This window comes from Oscillatoria sp. FACHB-1406 (assembly GCF_014698145.1).
Lineage (GTDB): Bacteria > Cyanobacteriota > Cyanobacteriia > Cyanobacteriales > Spirulinaceae > FACHB-1406.
On sequence record NZ_JACJSM010000015.1, the window covers coordinates 1 to 14734 of the forward strand.

Annotated in this window: 11 protein-coding genes and 1 pseudogene; 7 read left to right on the forward strand and 5 right to left on the reverse strand. The window is 47.6% G+C overall.

Features of this window, described 5'->3' with window-relative positions; genetic code table 11:
• Positions 1-458, reverse strand: a pseudogene (locus H6G50_RS14990) (RNA-guided endonuclease TnpB family protein); the annotation flags it as partial.
• A gap of 110 nt (positions 459-568) precedes the next feature.
• On the opposite strand from H6G50_RS14990, the gene H6G50_RS14995 reads away from it, so the two are divergent.
• Positions 569-1972, forward strand: coding sequence for an AMP-binding protein (locus tag H6G50_RS14995; protein ID WP_190717655.1), 1404 nt, complete (start codon positions 569-571; stop codon positions 1970-1972).
• Here H6G50_RS14995 and H6G50_RS15000 read toward each other — a convergent pair.
• Complete coding sequence (locus tag H6G50_RS15000; RefSeq protein WP_190717657.1) at positions 1969-3258, reverse strand: hypothetical protein; 1290 nt, start codon at positions 3256-3258, stop codon at positions 1969-1971. The two genes, H6G50_RS14995 and H6G50_RS15000, sit on opposite strands and share 4 nt — an antisense overlap.
• A 586-nt stretch (positions 3259-3844) precedes the next feature.
• Here H6G50_RS15000 and murF point away from each other — a divergent pair.
• The gene (murF, locus tag H6G50_RS15005) at positions 3845-5206 is read left to right on the forward strand and encodes a UDP-N-acetylmuramoyl-tripeptide--D-alanyl-D-alanine ligase (RefSeq protein ID WP_190717659.1); all 1362 of its coding nucleotides are present in this window, start codon (positions 3845-3847) and stop codon (positions 5204-5206) included.
• Between the two features lie 160 nt (positions 5207-5366).
• On the forward strand, positions 5367-6035 hold the full coding sequence (locus H6G50_RS15010; protein WP_190717661.1) for an N-acetylmannosamine-6-phosphate 2-epimerase: 669 nt from the start codon (positions 5367-5369) through the stop codon (positions 6033-6035).
• A gap of 158 nt (positions 6036-6193) precedes the next feature.
• Here H6G50_RS15010 and H6G50_RS15015 read toward each other — a convergent pair whose 3' ends face one another.
• Positions 6194-7381: a transposase gene (locus tag H6G50_RS15015; RefSeq protein WP_199303010.1), complete on the reverse strand. Its 1188-nt coding sequence runs from the start codon at positions 7379-7381 to the stop codon at positions 6194-6196.
• A 116-nt stretch (positions 7382-7497) separates the two neighbouring features.
• On the opposite strand from H6G50_RS15015, the gene H6G50_RS15020 reads away from it, so the two are divergent.
• From H6G50_RS15020 to pgeF, 3 genes are read left to right on the forward strand one after another with little or no spacing between them, the layout of a single operon-like run.
• The gene (locus H6G50_RS15020; protein WP_190717663.1) at positions 7498-7698 is read left to right on the forward strand and encodes a hypothetical protein; all 201 of its coding nucleotides are present in this window, start codon (positions 7498-7500) and stop codon (positions 7696-7698) included.
• Between the two features lie 29 nt (positions 7699-7727).
• Positions 7728-8681, forward strand: a complete 954-nt coding sequence (locus H6G50_RS15025; protein ID WP_190717665.1) for a DNA polymerase III subunit delta' — start codon at positions 7728-7730, stop codon at positions 8679-8681.
• A gap of 14 nt (positions 8682-8695) precedes the next feature.
• Entirely contained in the window at positions 8696-9490 is a 795-nt protein-coding gene (gene pgeF / locus H6G50_RS15030) for a peptidoglycan editing factor PgeF (protein WP_190717667.1), read from the forward strand.
• Positions 9491-9603: 113 nt separating this feature from the next.
• Here the strand turns inward: pgeF and H6G50_RS15035 are convergent, their stop codons facing one another.
• A complete protein-coding gene (locus H6G50_RS15035; protein ID WP_190717670.1) occupies positions 9604-11499 on the reverse strand; it encodes a M48 family metallopeptidase in 1896 nt (631 codons plus the stop codon).
• 204 nt (positions 11500-11703) lie between these two features.
• Here H6G50_RS15035 and H6G50_RS15040 point away from each other — a divergent pair, with 204 nt between their 5' ends.
• Positions 11704-12228, forward strand: a complete 525-nt coding sequence (locus tag H6G50_RS15040; protein ID WP_190717671.1) for a DinB family protein — start codon at positions 11704-11706, stop codon at positions 12226-12228.
• Positions 12229-12258: 30 nt separating this feature from the next.
• On the opposite strand, the gene H6G50_RS15045 is transcribed toward H6G50_RS15040, so the two are convergent.
• Positions 12259-14625: a polysaccharide biosynthesis tyrosine autokinase gene (locus H6G50_RS15045; RefSeq protein ID WP_190717673.1), complete on the reverse strand. Its 2367-nt coding sequence runs from the start codon at positions 14623-14625 to the stop codon at positions 12259-12261.
• Positions 14626-14734 lie beyond the last annotated feature (109 nt).

Here is a 14734-nt window from a genome sequence, read left to right on the forward strand (position 1 = left end):
ATACGCTTAATTTTCTCGACCTGGTAGAAATTAAGATCGCGCGAACCGATTAATTTGAGCCTGCCAATCTTGAAGCCATCGGTCAAAGTTAGGGATTTCCGCTCTTCGCTAAGCTTCCATCCTGAAGTTTTGTATTCGACAGAGTGACCGCGCTTTTTGAATCTCGGAAAGCCCTTTTTACCGGGTACTTTTTTCTGGCAATTCTCAAAGAATCGACTAATGGCAGACCACGCTCTTTCTGCACTGGCTTGTCTTGCTTGAGAATTTAGTTTTTTAGTAAACTCAAACTCTTTGGCAAGTACAGCACAGTATTTATTGAGGTCGTATTTATCGCTCCCTTTTACATCCATCCATAGCCTCAAAGCCTTATTGCGGACAAACAGAGCGGTACGAATCGCCTCGTCTATGAGGTTATACTGCTCTGTCTTTCCTTTTAGTTTTGCTTCGAGTATTAGCATGGATTGGGTCAGTCTTATGCTGGGCATTCTAGCAAAGAATGTTAGATTAATACAAAGCCGTCCTAGAAGGACGGGGTTTTAAACCCAATTTTTCGATAATCGTTTTTACCGTGCAGCATCTGACCGTCGATCGCATCCTCTCCCATCTCCAACAGCACGAGCGCAATTTCGCGGGTTTCGATAACCGCCAAGTTTACCCTCGGGCGCGATCGCTAGCCGACTTTTTCGAGCAATACCCCGCACCTCCCATCGTTCTCCTCGCCGAACCCAATCCTCTCGCCTTTCTCTCGACTTTTCTCGCTGCTGTCGCGACCCACTGCCCTATTTTTTTAGGCAATCCCGCTTGGCAAGAACGAGAATGGCAACAAGTTTTTACACTCGTTCAACCCGATTTAATTTTTGGTCGAGTCCCTCCCCAATTTCAATCAGTTCAATCTTCTCTTCCCCAAACTTCCTCACAAAAATCCCCCTTACCCGGGGCTATTTATATTCCGACAGGCGGTACATCGGGTCGAGTACGCTTTGCAACCCATACTTGGCAAACTTTGAGTTACTCAGTCCAAGGATTCTCTCAATATTTTAACACAAAATCTATCAATTCTTTCTGCACTTTACCGCTATTTCATGTCAGCGGTTTAATGCAGTTCATGCGCTCCTTTTTATCATCGGGAACCTTTTACTACTGTCCTTATTCTGACTTAAAATGTTCGCGAAATATCTCGCTAGCACCTGAAAACTATTTTATTTCCCTAGTTCCTACTCAATTACGATTTCTACTCGATGAACAAGCCGATTGGTTAGCCCAATTTCACACCGTCCTCCTCGGCGGCGCGCCCGCTTGGGACGATCTGTTAACAAAAGCGAGGGCAAAAAATATTCGGCTGGCGCTGACTTATGGAATGACGGAAACTGCCTCGCAAATCGCTACGCTTAAACCTGAAGATTTTTTGCAGGGGAACGGAAGCAACGGCTCGGTTTTACCTCATGCTAAAATTACGATTATCCTTGCAAAAAACGAGCTATTAAGTCGGGAAAGTATAGGAGTTATTGGGATTGAAGCTAAATCGCTATTTCTGGGTTATTACCCGGATGTATTACCGAGCGATCGCCTTTATTTAACTGACGATTTAGGATATTGGGACGATCGCGGCGATTTGAACCTTATCGGACGCAACAGTCAAAAAATCATTACAGGCGGCGAAAATGTGTTTCCTAGCGAAGTTGAAGCGGCGATTTTAGCAACGCAATTCGTTGAAGATGTTTGCGTGGTGGGAATGCCGGACGCTATTTGGGGGCAAGCTGTAACGGCGGTTTACGTGCCAAAAAACGATCGCGTCGCAGTGCCGGAGATCGAAAGCGCGATCGCCACAAAAATCAGTAAATTCAAACACCCCAAGCATTGGATCCGAACGGAGAGTTTACCGCGCAACGATCGCGGTAAAATCAACTGCGATCGCGTCCTTGAAATCGCCCGGACAACATTAAGCGCGAGCCAGAAAGTTTTCTCACCTTAAAAGCGTTTGACCTGAATTTGATTGAGAACCGATAAATCTGCCGAACCGAAATGGATGCTTAAAGCAATATGCACGTTTTCCATCGTTTTTACTAGCCACGGCACTCCATCTTCAGCGGAAAACTCGTAATGATTGAACAAGATCGAGAATCGTTTCTCCAGATGCGGTTTAACTTGGCGGCAAAGCAATGCAATCTTTAACAGCATTCCCACCGTCGGCGTTGCCCCCATATTCGTAATCATATCGACAAAAATATAATGCTCCAGCCGTTGCGGGCTTTCCACCACAAGAAAATTGAGCAACTTACTCGAAGTTCTCAAAATCAAAAATTCATTCGGTTTTTGGGAGTCGTAGCGCGTTAATGTATTTTCGAGATAATTATATAATCTCTCGTTAAATTGTAGTTGTCGGTGTTTGGGGTCAATCGAACAAATTAAATAGTCGTAGAGCGCTTCTTTAAACTCTCGATAAGACTGTATTTTTTGAGATTGAACCAGAAAGTTTTGAGCGAGATCGCGATAAGTATACCGTCCGTGAACTTGACCGACAAATTGCTTGAGTGCCATCCCTAGTTCGCCATCGCTCAACAGCGTTGGGTTCGCGACGGGTTGAATAGGACGCTTGAAGGCGGAAGGATTTGAAGAATTTCGCTCGCTCCGGGCGAGGCGAACTTGGTAAGTTACAAACTGCGATAAATCGCATTCAAAGCGCTGCTGAATGCGCGATTTAATCTGGCGCACGGTTTGTTGATGTTCGTAGCTGCTGTCTTCAGAGAGTAAGCAATGTTCGTACAGATAAGGATAGCGCTCGATGAGATGGGCAACTTTGGGTTTATCTTGTTCGCTGCGAGCCGATTGAATCACCCGCGCTAGCCGCTGCATGGTTAAATATTGCTCGGTTTGCTTAAACTGAGCCATTAACTGGCGGATACGCCGCGTACTGCGCGGTAGCGTGCTAGTCATTGAGAGCGGTTCGTCAATCGCAGACACTAAAGCGGGGATCGCCCACTGGGTTCTAGATTGCATTTGCCAGCGATTGATTAAGATGTGGCAGACGCGATTGAGAACGAGTTTGAACGTTTCGTCAGCTTGCTTGGAGCTAATCAAATTATCGAGGGCGCGACGAATATCGGGTTCGTCGTAATCTTTCGCATCGATAAAAAGTTTGCGAAAGCGTTCGAGAATTTGCTCGGGAGTTTCTGTCTGCACGTAATATAACAAGCGATCGTACAGATATTGCTCCTCAGAACTGGGGGGGTAAAAATAATTATCTACTTGTGTAGGCACTGTTGCCGTTCTCCCTTACAAACCAGCAATCAACGTGAGAGTTGGATAAATTTAACGATTTAACTTGCTTGAGGTAGGCTCGGCTTAAATGTAGATGCTAATTGATACAGTGTCCCTGACGATTGTTCCGCTTACCTTGAATGCTTTGGCGCGCTCAAACTTGCCGATGCAACCCGATACTTTGTTTACTGCTATCCCTGTCATCATCATCATAACCTGTTACTCTGTTACCTGTTGTCTGCAAAATTACCGAAAAATGGTGATTTCAATCAGTTTCAGGTATGGTTAAAATCTCGGAACTTTAGAGATGCGAAAGCTCAAACATTGATTTTTCGCACGATATCGCCTAAAGTGATGCGGACTAGCACCGGCACGCAAAATGTAAAATGTAAAATTCACTTCTAAGCTCCCTGATAGTATTTCAACGATTTTGATGGCTATCCTGCTTGTTCCCTCGGACGGGAAGGGCGCGATCGCAACAAGACGATCCGATCCGCTCAATTAATATTTCTCTGGCGAGAGAATTTCTAATACTTTTTAGTTTGAGAAAACACAATCGATTGGTAATTTTTGAGATTGAAATTTTATGCGGGTTCGACTTTCTTTAACTCAACTTCGAGACATTATACAAGCGAATCCCCTTCTCGGATTTGAGGAGTCGGAGATGCTTGAAATTCGGGGCGTAACGACGGATTCGCGATCGCTGCAAGCCGGAGAAATATTTGTGGCTTTGCGAGGGGAAACCTTTGACGGACACCGTTTTATTGGTGCGGCGATCGAGCGGGGCGCGATCGCAACGATTGTGAATTCTGGGATGCTCCTTGAAACTACAGACGACGTGCCTCAGTTACAAGTTGCAGATTCCTTAGTAGCGTATCAAAAATTGGGGCGTTGGTGGCGAGATCGCTTCGAGATTCCCGTCATTGGTATTACCGGATCTGCGGGCAAAACCACCACCAAGGAACTGATTGCAGCCGTTCTCTCGACGCGCGGTAACGTCCTCAAAACCGAGAAAAACTATAACAACGAGATTGGCGTTCCCAAAACGCTACTGCAACTCACCCCAGAACACGAGTACGCTGTTGTCGAAATGGCCATGCGCGCTGCGGGGGAAATCGCGCTGCTAACCGAAATCGCGCGTCCGACCATTCGCGTTATCGTTAATGTTGGGACGGCGCATATCGGACGCTTGGGATCCGAAGACGCGATCGCGCGAGCAAAATGCGAACTACTCGCCACAATACCCGATCGAAGTATCGCCATTTTAAACGCCGATAACGCGCGTTTAATGTCAACAGCAGCTAGCGTTTGGACGGGAGAAACGATAACCTACGGCTTCGAGAACGGCGACTTGCGCGGAAAATTGCTCGACTCGCAAACCTTAGAAGTAGACGGGATGGCATTTCCCTTACCGCTTCTGGGGCGACACAATGCTTCTAATTACCTCGCCGCTTTAGCCGTTGCTAAAGTGTTGGGAATTGATTGGCAGCCGCTAACCGCAGGGTTAAATGTAGAATTACCCGGCGGGCGATCGCGCCGTTATACGCTTCCCAACGATATCGAAATTCTCGATGAAACCTACAACGCCGGTTTAGAGTCGATGCTAGCGGCGTTGGAGTTGTTAAAAGAAACCCCAGGACAGCGACATTTAGCCGTTCTCGGCACGATGAAGGAGTTAGGAGATAAATCGGCACGACTGCACCAACGAGTCGGAGAAAAGGCAAAAACCCTCGGATTAGACGGATTGTTTTTGTTAGTAGACGATCCGGAAGCGGGCGAGATTGCGACAGGCGCGATCGGGATTCCCACGGAATGTTTTACGACGCACGCTGAGTTAATTCAGCGCTTGCGAGAAGTAATGAAAGGGGGCGATCGTATTTTGTTTAAAGCTTCTAATTCCGTCGGTTTAAATCGTGTCGTTAAAGAAATTATGAATTATGAATTATGAATTATGAATTATGAATTATGAATTATGAATTATGAATTATGAATTATGAATTATGAATTATGAATTATGAATTATGAGTTATGAGTGTTGAATTACGAACTACGAATTACGAATTACGAATTACGAATTATGAACTACGAATTACGAATTACGAATTAGAATGAATTATAAAACGCCTAAAGGTTTAATTGTTTCCTGCCAAGCCCCTGTCGATTCTCCCTTACACCATCCTGTTGTGATTGCAGCGATGGCACAAGCAGCAGTAAGGGGAGGTGCAACGGGCGTTCGTATCGATACTCCCGCGCACGTTCGAGCCGTTCGAGAACGATTGCCCGAGACGTTAATTATTGGGCTGTGGAAACAACAAATTCCGGGTTACGAAACCTATATTACGCCAAGATTTGAAGATGCAGCCGCGATCGCAGCAGCCGGAGCCGATATCATTGCGATTGATGCAACCTTGCGCCCCCGTCCTAATGGAGAAACCGTAGCAACTCTCATCCCGCGCATTCACCAGGAATTAGGTAAGTTAGTGATGGCGGATGCCGATACCCTCGAAGGTGCAGAACAGGCGATCTCAGCGGGTGCTGATTGGGTGGGTACAACGCTAGTCGGTTACACGCGCGAAACTCAGCATCTCACGCCGCCCGGTTGGGAACTCCTCAGTCAATTGGCAGCCGAAGTGAAAATTCCGGTGATTTGCGAGGGAGGAATTACCGATCCGGACATGGCAAAAACGGCTTTAGAATTAGGGGCTAATGCTGTTGTTATCGGCGGTGCAATCACGGGAATCGATCTCAAAATTCAAGCATTTCAAAAAGTGTTTTAAATGATGAATGATGAGTGATAAATGGGGGAATTACGAATGATGAGTGATGAACTACGAATTACGAATTACGAATTACGAATTACGAATTACGAATTACAACATTCTGCTATATAAATTTAATTCTTAGGTTCGCTAGAATCCGATTCCCCATTCTCCTCCTAAGATTGCCGCGCACTCGACTTCCACTCCTCCAAAGATTCAGCAATGACAGCTTGAATCAGCAGCATTCCTAAAACCTCTAAATCCCCAATTTGACCAATTCGCTCTCGCAATTCTACGGCAATTTCTCCAAAACGAACTTCCAGAATGCGAAGCAGATCTTCTTGTCTTTGCCTTCTTTGACCTTCCTGAAATCTCTTTTCCAACTCCGTCGGCTCTGCGTCCGATTCGAGCGTTTCAACTTCTGCCGACAACACCGATTCAAACACATCTAGTGATTGAGTCGTCACCGCTTGAACCAAAAGCATCTCGAGAACTTCCAAATCCTTAACAGCACCAACTCGCTCTCGTAATTGTGCCGGAATCTCTTCAAAACGAACCTCCAAAATGCGAAGAATATCTCTCTGCCCCTTCGTTATTTGACCTTCCTGCAATCCTTCTTGTCGTCCCTTTTCAATCCCGAACCGCTCGACACTGGTGATGTAAGGCATTTCCCTCTCCTTCTCTAAACTCTCCATTTCTTTCCACAAACGCCGTTCCTCAGTCCTTGGCAAGGCAATCAACCAATCAATCAATCGAAACAACTCGACAATATCCTGGCGGCTGAGTCCTCGTTGATAGAGACTTTTGACCAGTGCGAGCTTGTTTTCGTAGCCACTTTGAGGATTTTGACTCATCCGTTGTGCGGCGCGGTGGGCTTGCACGATCGCGGCAAACGGATTAGGGTTATCGGCTAACTCTTTCTCATTGTAATCAAGCAGTTTAACGATGGGAAATTCTAACCTCGAACGACATCCCCACAGTTCCCTCTCGTAACAATTCGGTCGCCAAGAGGGTTGCTCGTCGGCTAATACGCCTAAACTGACGACGGGACGACGATAAGTATCGAAAATCCGCCCGTTGTAGAGGTACATCCGCTCGGCGAACTCCGATTGTTGCTGCGATTGGACTTCGATATGAACTAGAACCCAGGTTTCTTCGCCGTTCTGTCGCCAGACTTTGACCAGTTTATCTGCCTCTCGTCTGCCGGTTTTAGTCTCGCGTTTAATTTGCTGGAGTTCGGTATCGAGAAATTCAAAACCGTGCTGCCAGTTAATACCAGCTTCGATGGAAGGGAAGAAAAAGCGCAAAAAGTCCTGAAAGTAGAGCGAGATGGCTTCTTTCCAGGGCGAATCGTAATCGGTCATCGGTAGACGTTCGAGACTGCGACCTTTACTCTACTCTATGTTGTGCTAGAAATTTAATTTCGAGCGATCGCGTCCTACGATAATGCCCTGAAATACAAACCGAACTTGCACAAAGCTTGATACAATCGGGGGAATTCTCTGGTCGATTTAGGACGCTACGAAGAAGCGATCGCGCCCTGGAAAACCTGCAACAGGCGATCGCGCTTAACCCCGAAAAGTATCGCGAAATGGCAAAAGCCGATACCGATTTCGGCAGTCTTCGCGGAGACAAACGGTTTCAGTCGTTGCTTGAAGGTCGTCTCGGCTTGAATTTTTAGACTGGATTGAAAGCGAATTCAAGGAGTCAATGGAGTTTTCGCAATTAGTCGGACAAGAGCGAGCGATTGAGTTATTGGAACGCGCGATCGCAACTCAGCGGATTGCTCCAGCCTACCTCTTCGCAGGGCCGGACGGCGTAGGACGACAGTTAGCAGCACGAGCTTTTAGTAACCTCCTCCTCACTCCCCAGCACCAAGACAATCGAGAGAAACACCGCACAACGAACAATCATCCCGATTTTATGGGGGTAGAACCGACTTATCTGCATCAAGGCGAACGGATTACCGCAGCAGAAGCAGCAGAAATGGGGGTGAAACGTCGAGCAAACCCGCAAATTCGCATCGAACAAATTCGGGAAATTGCAGAATTTTTAAGCCGTCCGCCGTTGGAAGCGGTGCGGGCAGTTGTGGTTATTGAGGAAGCCCAAGCGATGTCAGAAGCTTCGGCGAATGCGTTGCTCAAAACGCTGGAAGAACCGGGGCGAGCGACGTTGATTTTAATCGCACCGAGTAGCGAGGCGTTGTTACCGACGTTAGTATCTCGCTGTCAGCGCATCCCGTTCTATCCGCTGGCGGCGGCGCAAGTGCAGCAAGTTCTGGAGCGTGAGGGGTATGAAGAGATTCTCAGCGCGCCCGAAATTATTGCGATCGCGCAGGGTTCCCCCGGAGCCGCAATTTCGGCTTGGCAACAGTTACAGGCGATTCCCAGCGATTTGCTGCAAAGTTTAATCGAGCGACCCGATCGCGCCCTACAAGCCTTAGAATTGGCAAAAGCGATCGATAAAATGCTTGACACGGAAACACAATTGTGGTTGATTGATTACCTTCAATTTGCGTATTGGCAGCAGTTCCTCGCCCGGAAGTTAGCGCGACCGCCCTTAGAATTTCTAGAACGATCGCGTCAAGCTCTGTTATCTTACGCTCAACCCCGTTTAGTTTGGGAAGTTGCGCTGTGCCAGTTAACAGCGATCGCTAAAACCTAAAACCTAACTCATCTATGTGGAATTGGCAGCATTGGCAAGGACAACCTTACTTAACTTGCGACTTATTAAAAGAATGGCCTCACGGCTTCTTTACCCAGCAATTTGCGGGGCAGACACCCGAACAATTAGTCACTGTATTGCATCCGGAAGCGCGCGCCTACCGCGTTAAACAAGTCCACGGCGATCGCGTCCTGACTCCGAGCGAAATTGCCGCCGCCATGACTGAAGACGCTAACTTTCCTCCCGCCGATGGCGTACTCACCGAAACCCCGCAGCAGTCAGCATGGGTAGCCAGTGCCGATTGTACGCCCGTCCTGATTGGCGATACGGGAACCGGACGAGTGGCTGCGGTTCATGCGGGGTGGCGGGGAACGGCAAAACGCATCGTTCCGGAAGCGATCGCGCGTTTCCTCGCCCTGGGGAGTCGCCAAGAGAATTTGCGAGTTGCATTAGGGCCTGCGATTGCCGGTAGAGTGTATCAAGTTACCGAAGATGTTGCCGCCGAAGTGGGCAAAAGTCTTGTTTTTGGCGATCGCAAAGCGGCACGCGCCGCCCACTCCGACACAATTCTCGAAACCCTGCACCAACTCCCCGAACCCCCACTCCTCGCCGATCCCCAGCCGGGACGCATTCGCTTAGACGTGCGGCGTATCAATGTCTTGCAACTCGAAGACTTAGGGTTTGCTCGCGAACAAATTGCGGTTACAGAGCATTGTACCTACCAGCAACCGGAATACTTTTTCTCCTACCGCCGCAGCGCCGAAAAAAAAGTGCAATGGTCGGGAATTGTGAGTACGGCGGTTATTTGAAATGCGATCGCGTCTGGAGGGATTCGACACTTGATCCAAAAATGATACGGTTTCGGAACGCTCTAAAAAACCTTACCGAATCATTGCTCTCTAGCGCGATCGCTGCTCTACCTTCAACGCCGAAAAATTAAAGCTCTATCGATTTGACAAATCTTTTTCTTAAGCTTACCAGAATCGGCGTGGTTCAAAATGATGATATAGGCTTGAGTAGGAAACGGCACATTTGTAACAATCGAGTCAACTAACTTTTGACCCGCATATGAATTTTCAATCAAACCTTTTTTACGAATAATTCCTAAAACACAAAAGTGTTTTTCAGGTAAATACTTAACTACTTTCTCAACCAAATAAGCTTCTTTAACCTCTGGATAAGAAGCTATCTGCTGTCTCAGTTCATTGACCTGTGATGCTTTCAGAGTGTGAGATTTAAAACTATCGTTATCCCACACGCTAGCTCTTTCTTGTTGTGCTTTTAGTAAAAGTTGATAATGTCGCTCTGCTCGTTTGCGATATTTCTGAGCCTCCTCGGTTTGACCTTGCCGCCAGAAAAAACTAGAAACTAACTCACAACCGTCTACAGCCCAATCTATATTTTGCGCTATAGCTTTTTCGATATAGGCAATACCTGATGGATCTGCCTTGCTTAAAAGAACTTGTCCAATCGTGTAGTTTGCTTCTGCACGATCGGGCTGAATTTTTAACACATCCTGCAATAAAGGAAGTGCTGCTTCAGCACCTTGCAGTTCCAAGGTGTAATAAGCTCGTTCCCAGGTCTCTTCTTCGCCTAGGCTTTGCATCTGAGCTTTTTGTTCTAAAGCTTGCAGTTTATTTTTGGTTTCCTGTAGGTATGCGTAGCGCTGTCGCCAAGGGGTTGATACAGATTCTTGCCAATGTCGATCGAACTGTGTAGCAAACTGGTGTAAAGTGTCTCCCAGAAGGTGTTCTGCTGCACTGGTTTGGAGGGTTACTGACTGAAACGTTTGCGATCGCGCGATCGGATAACCGAGCGATTTCAGTCGATCGCTAAGGCAGGGATGCGTATCTGCATAATTGGTTTTTTGGACAAGCGCCTGCCCTAACCATTCTTTAGTCTGCTCTTCGGCAATCGGACTGTGCAAAACGGTTAACATAGATGAATAAGTATTGCTCGATGGCTCGACCTGATGCTCGACCTGTTTATGGATATCTGACCAAAATGAACTCTCCAGAAAACGAGCCTTTACTTCTACGTTGATTAGAGCTTCGGCCATATTTTTGGCTCCAGTCAGTTGAGATGCACAGCGATCGGCTTCATACTCATTCATTCTGGCTAGCGTAAAAGAGTAGGCATTAAAAGAAGGCCAATACCAATCTAAGAAGCGATTAAATAGAACAGATGCTCCAGAGCGATCGCTTTGATGCAATCGTTCGTAAATCTGCATCCAAGTTTTGCGAATTCGATAAATCCATGCTGCAAAGCGAGAATGGTTGCCAGAGAGATGACCTAACTCGTGCGCCAGAACGGCTTTAAGTTGTTCCAGCGATAAGGATTGCATTAAGGGAAGTCCTAAAAGTAAGTAGTTTTCCTGCCAACCCAAAATACTCAGTCGTGGAACTTGAACGACTGCTGCATTGAAATCTCGATTTAATAAGATATTGTGAAATCGGGGAGCTTGGAGTTTGGTCGTTAATTCATCGACTAGGGCAAATAATTGAGGAACTTGACGACGACTCAGTTTCAAACCTTCAGGCGGAGGGAAAGTCACCCAAAGCGATCTCGCGATCGCCCATGCAGGAATGAGTAACAAGATAACCAGCTTAATAATGGCACCATTGACACGGTGACTGAAAACAATAAATGAGATAACTAACCCAATTAGTGTTAACAGCCCAGCCAGTACCAGAAAGATGTAAACATACCCTAGTAAGGCAAACAGCGCAACTCGGCGGCGATAACTCCCAGGATGTGTCTTCGAGAAGTTTTCTAGCTTTGCAACTAAGGCCTCAAACTGTTCCTGTGCGATCGTCATAAAAGTACCTCTATTAACAATCGAAAGAGGGGTTTAATTAACTCCTTACTCTAAGTTAGCTGTAGCCAACTTGAGTAGTACCCGTAACGACGATCTTTACAAATATTAAAAGTAGACCGGCGCGATGTATTCACCAAAAATTAGCGGTCTAACTTAGAATTGTATTACAGGTGAGCTACAATTTTAGATTAGCCCAGAGAAGCAATGAACGATAGTCCGACGAGCGCCGCTGCCCACAGCCAGTTGATGGCGCAATACAACCAGTGGATGAACTCCCGCTTGTATGAGCTTTGCGCCACACTGCCAGACACAGAACTTCGCAAGGAGCGCGGAGCCTTTTTTAAGTCGATCTACGCCACCCTCAATCATATTGCGTATGGCGACCTCGCTTTTCTGTCTCGTTTCACGGGCAATCCAAGCGTCGTCCCCGAACCGGGTGACGACCTCTTTGGTACGTTTGATTTGTTGAGGGTGCAGCGTGCAGCGCTGGATCGACGTATTCTGGTCTGGTCGGAGGCGCTTTCCCCGGCTTGGCTTGCAGAGTCGCTAACGTACACCAGTAAGATTGACGGCAAGACTCGAACGGTTCCAAAGTGGATTCTAGTCGCGCATATGTTCAATCATCAAACGCACCACCGAGGTCAAGTCACCACACTCCTATCGCAAATGGGTCTAGATATTGGTTCGACTGACATTCCGTTCATGCCGCAGTTCCAGGCTGATGCCTAACCTATTCTTGAAAATGTCCTTACTGTCACCCTACGATCGCGAAGCAACTTGTTGCGAAAGTTCCTCTTCCTCCTCCTCGTCTTCTTCCTCTTCCGCGTCCAAATCCGGCAAATCTTCCGCCTTCTGACTTTCCTTGAGGGAACGACGCTTTTTAGTAGCGCGTAACTTCGGCGTTTCCGAAAGCAGGACGGCGGTTTCGCTCGCTTCTGCTGGCATCTCGACTAATTCGCTATCATCCACCCCATTAATAACTACGCCTAACAAAGGTAATTCTGCTTCCACGAAGCGATCGAGCCGAGCGCTAAAAGGCGCTTTCAAGGTTACGCCGGGACGAGCAACTATGACAATACCCTCAACGAGGGGTTCGAGCAGCATGGCATCGTTGTAGCCCGAGAGAGGCGGCGAATCGACGATGACAAGATCGAAGCGCCCCTTCGCATCGTCGAGCAAGCGTTTGAACTCGCTCGATTCCAGGACAGCGGCGGCTTTTAGCTGCGGTCCGACTCCTGGAACGATGTAGAGGTTGGCAATGTTGGGAGCCAGTTGGAGGTAGTTGCTGCGGGCGTTGTAGTAGCTGAGGGGTTCGAGTTGAGCGTCGGGATCGGGTTCGATGCCGAGGGATCGCGCTACGGAAGGAGAGCGCAAATCGGCTTCAATGAGGAGGGTTCGCTTGCCTGCTTGTGCAGACGCGATCGCCAAATTATAAGCCGTTACCGTTTTTCCTTCATTGCCCATCTCGCTGGTTATCATAATCGTTTTCGCTCCCTTCGCGCCACTGCGACGCAGATTACTGCGGAAGAGTTCGTAAAAGTGCAAATCCTCTTGATTGTAGGGTTGAAGAATCGGACTAGCTTCGCCCTGCTGATTGAGATTAAAAACTAACGGTAACTCTCCGAGCAAGGTGACATCGCGATCGCTTAAAATCCCTTGAATTTCCTTAACCGTATGAACGCGACCATCTAAGAACGAGAAGGCAAAAATAATTCCACTCGCTACAATCAACCCTGCCACCGTACCGCCCCCAATAGCTAACAGTGGATTAATCCCCCCCTTAACCACGGCAGGCGTTTCCGTAACGGCGGGCGGCTGGGACACCGTTAAACTCCCCGTCGTTTCTGCCTCCGCCGATTGTGCGTCCACCAACGACGAAAGCATATTGTTATAGAGCGTTTGCTTGAGTTGTAACTGTTGCTGCAAGCGCGACTTTTCTAACTGATTGCTCGGATAGCGCTCGTACTGCTGCTTCATTTGTTGCTCTTGGCGTTGTAGCGATTGCAATTGACTGATTAGCGTATCCCGCTGCGTTCTCAACGTCACTAAATTATTCGCTAACTGCTGTCGTGCCGGATCCAAGCTGCTTTCCTTGCGAATTTGTCCCGGTAGCGGGGTAAGAACACCCGTTCCCATTAATTCCGTGTAGCGCTCCTGAAGCAGCCGTTCGGTGGATTGCTTTTGTTCGAGCAAGGTTTGTATTTGCGGGTGTTCCGGTCGCAACTTCAAGCGCAACGGTTCCATTTGCATTTCAATTTCAAGCAATTTAGAGCGCAGGCTGCTCAAAATCGGGTCGGCACTCAGCATTGAGGAAGTGTAAGCTTGATCGGGATTCATCCCCAACTGAGAGCTAATACTGGCAATTTGAGCTTGCACTCCCTCTAAAGTAAGCTGCACTTGACGCTGCTGTTGTTGCGAAGCGCTAATCCCGGCGAACAGCGTACCATCTTCGGCCGAAGCCATTGCTGCACCCTGTTGGCTGATGAACTGATAGTAGGCTTTTTCAACAGCTTGTTGGTCGCCTTGAGCTTGAACTAGGCGTTCTTTCAAAGCATCAATCTTGGTTCGCAGCAAAGCCGTATTAATCGCTCGGCTTTGCTTGACCATTTCCTGCATCAGCAAGTCAACGATCGAGACTGCACTTTTAGCAGCTTCGAGCTTATCTTTAGAAGTATCGCTTTTCGCTGCCTTTTCATACTTAACCTCAAATTCAAAGGGTTCTTGCGGGGCTGCTGCGTCTCCTTTCTTTTTTGTGTCTTTAGCTGCGTCTTTACCGCCATCTTTTTTATCGGGAAATTTAATTTCAACCTTTTCCTTGAGTTCATCGGGTTTCATCTGCGTTTTGTCCGAGACGGGCTTGAGAACTTGAGGTGAGAGCAAGGTATCTGGAGAAATTGCGACCTGTTGACCTTGCTGTTGCAAAGCCTGTCCGGTTTGGGTAAACGTTGGCGGCGGCACGGAGAAGCGAAGTTTGCCTGCTGCCTCGTATTTGGGGGGTGTAGGTGGTGGCGGCGGTAACATAGAGAGCGCGCCACCCGCACCAACAACCAGTGCAAAACTAATAAGGGCAATGAGTTTGTTTTCGTCGAAGCTAACCGTAAAACGTTTAACAAGAGGTGAGGTCATTTGAGTTATGAGTTATGAATTATGAGTTATGAATTATGAATGGTGAATTGTGAATTATGAGTGGTGAATTGTGAGTGATTAGGGAACGAGGAGCGGAACTGGAATTTAA

Excerpts from the sequence above, each read along its gene's own strand:
- H6G50_RS15035 (WP_190717670.1), bottom strand. The coding sequence starts at position 11,499 with ATGACGATCGCACAGGAACAGTTTGAGGCCTTAGTTGCAAAGCTAGAA.
- murF (WP_190717659.1), top strand. The coding sequence starts at position 3,845 with ATGCGGGTTCGACTTTCTTTAACTCAACTTCGAGACATTATACAAGCG.
- H6G50_RS15010 (WP_190717661.1), top strand. The coding sequence starts at position 5,367 with ATGAATTATAAAACGCCTAAAGGTTTAATTGTTTCCTGCCAAGCCCCT.
- H6G50_RS15025 (WP_190717665.1), top strand. The coding sequence starts at position 7,728 with ATGGAGTTTTCGCAATTAGTCGGACAAGAGCGAGCGATTGAGTTATTG.
- pgeF (WP_190717667.1), top strand. The coding sequence starts at position 8,696 with ATGTGGAATTGGCAGCATTGGCAAGGACAACCTTACTTAACTTGCGAC.
- H6G50_RS15040 (WP_190717671.1), top strand. The coding sequence starts at position 11,704 with ATGAACGATAGTCCGACGAGCGCCGCTGCCCACAGCCAGTTGATGGCG.
- H6G50_RS15015 (WP_199303010.1), bottom strand. The coding sequence starts at position 7,381 with ATGACCGATTACGATTCGCCCTGGAAAGAAGCCATCTCGCTCTACTTT.
- H6G50_RS15045 (WP_190717673.1), bottom strand. The coding sequence starts at position 14,625 with ATGACCTCACCTCTTGTTAAACGTTTTACGGTTAGCTTCGACGAAAAC.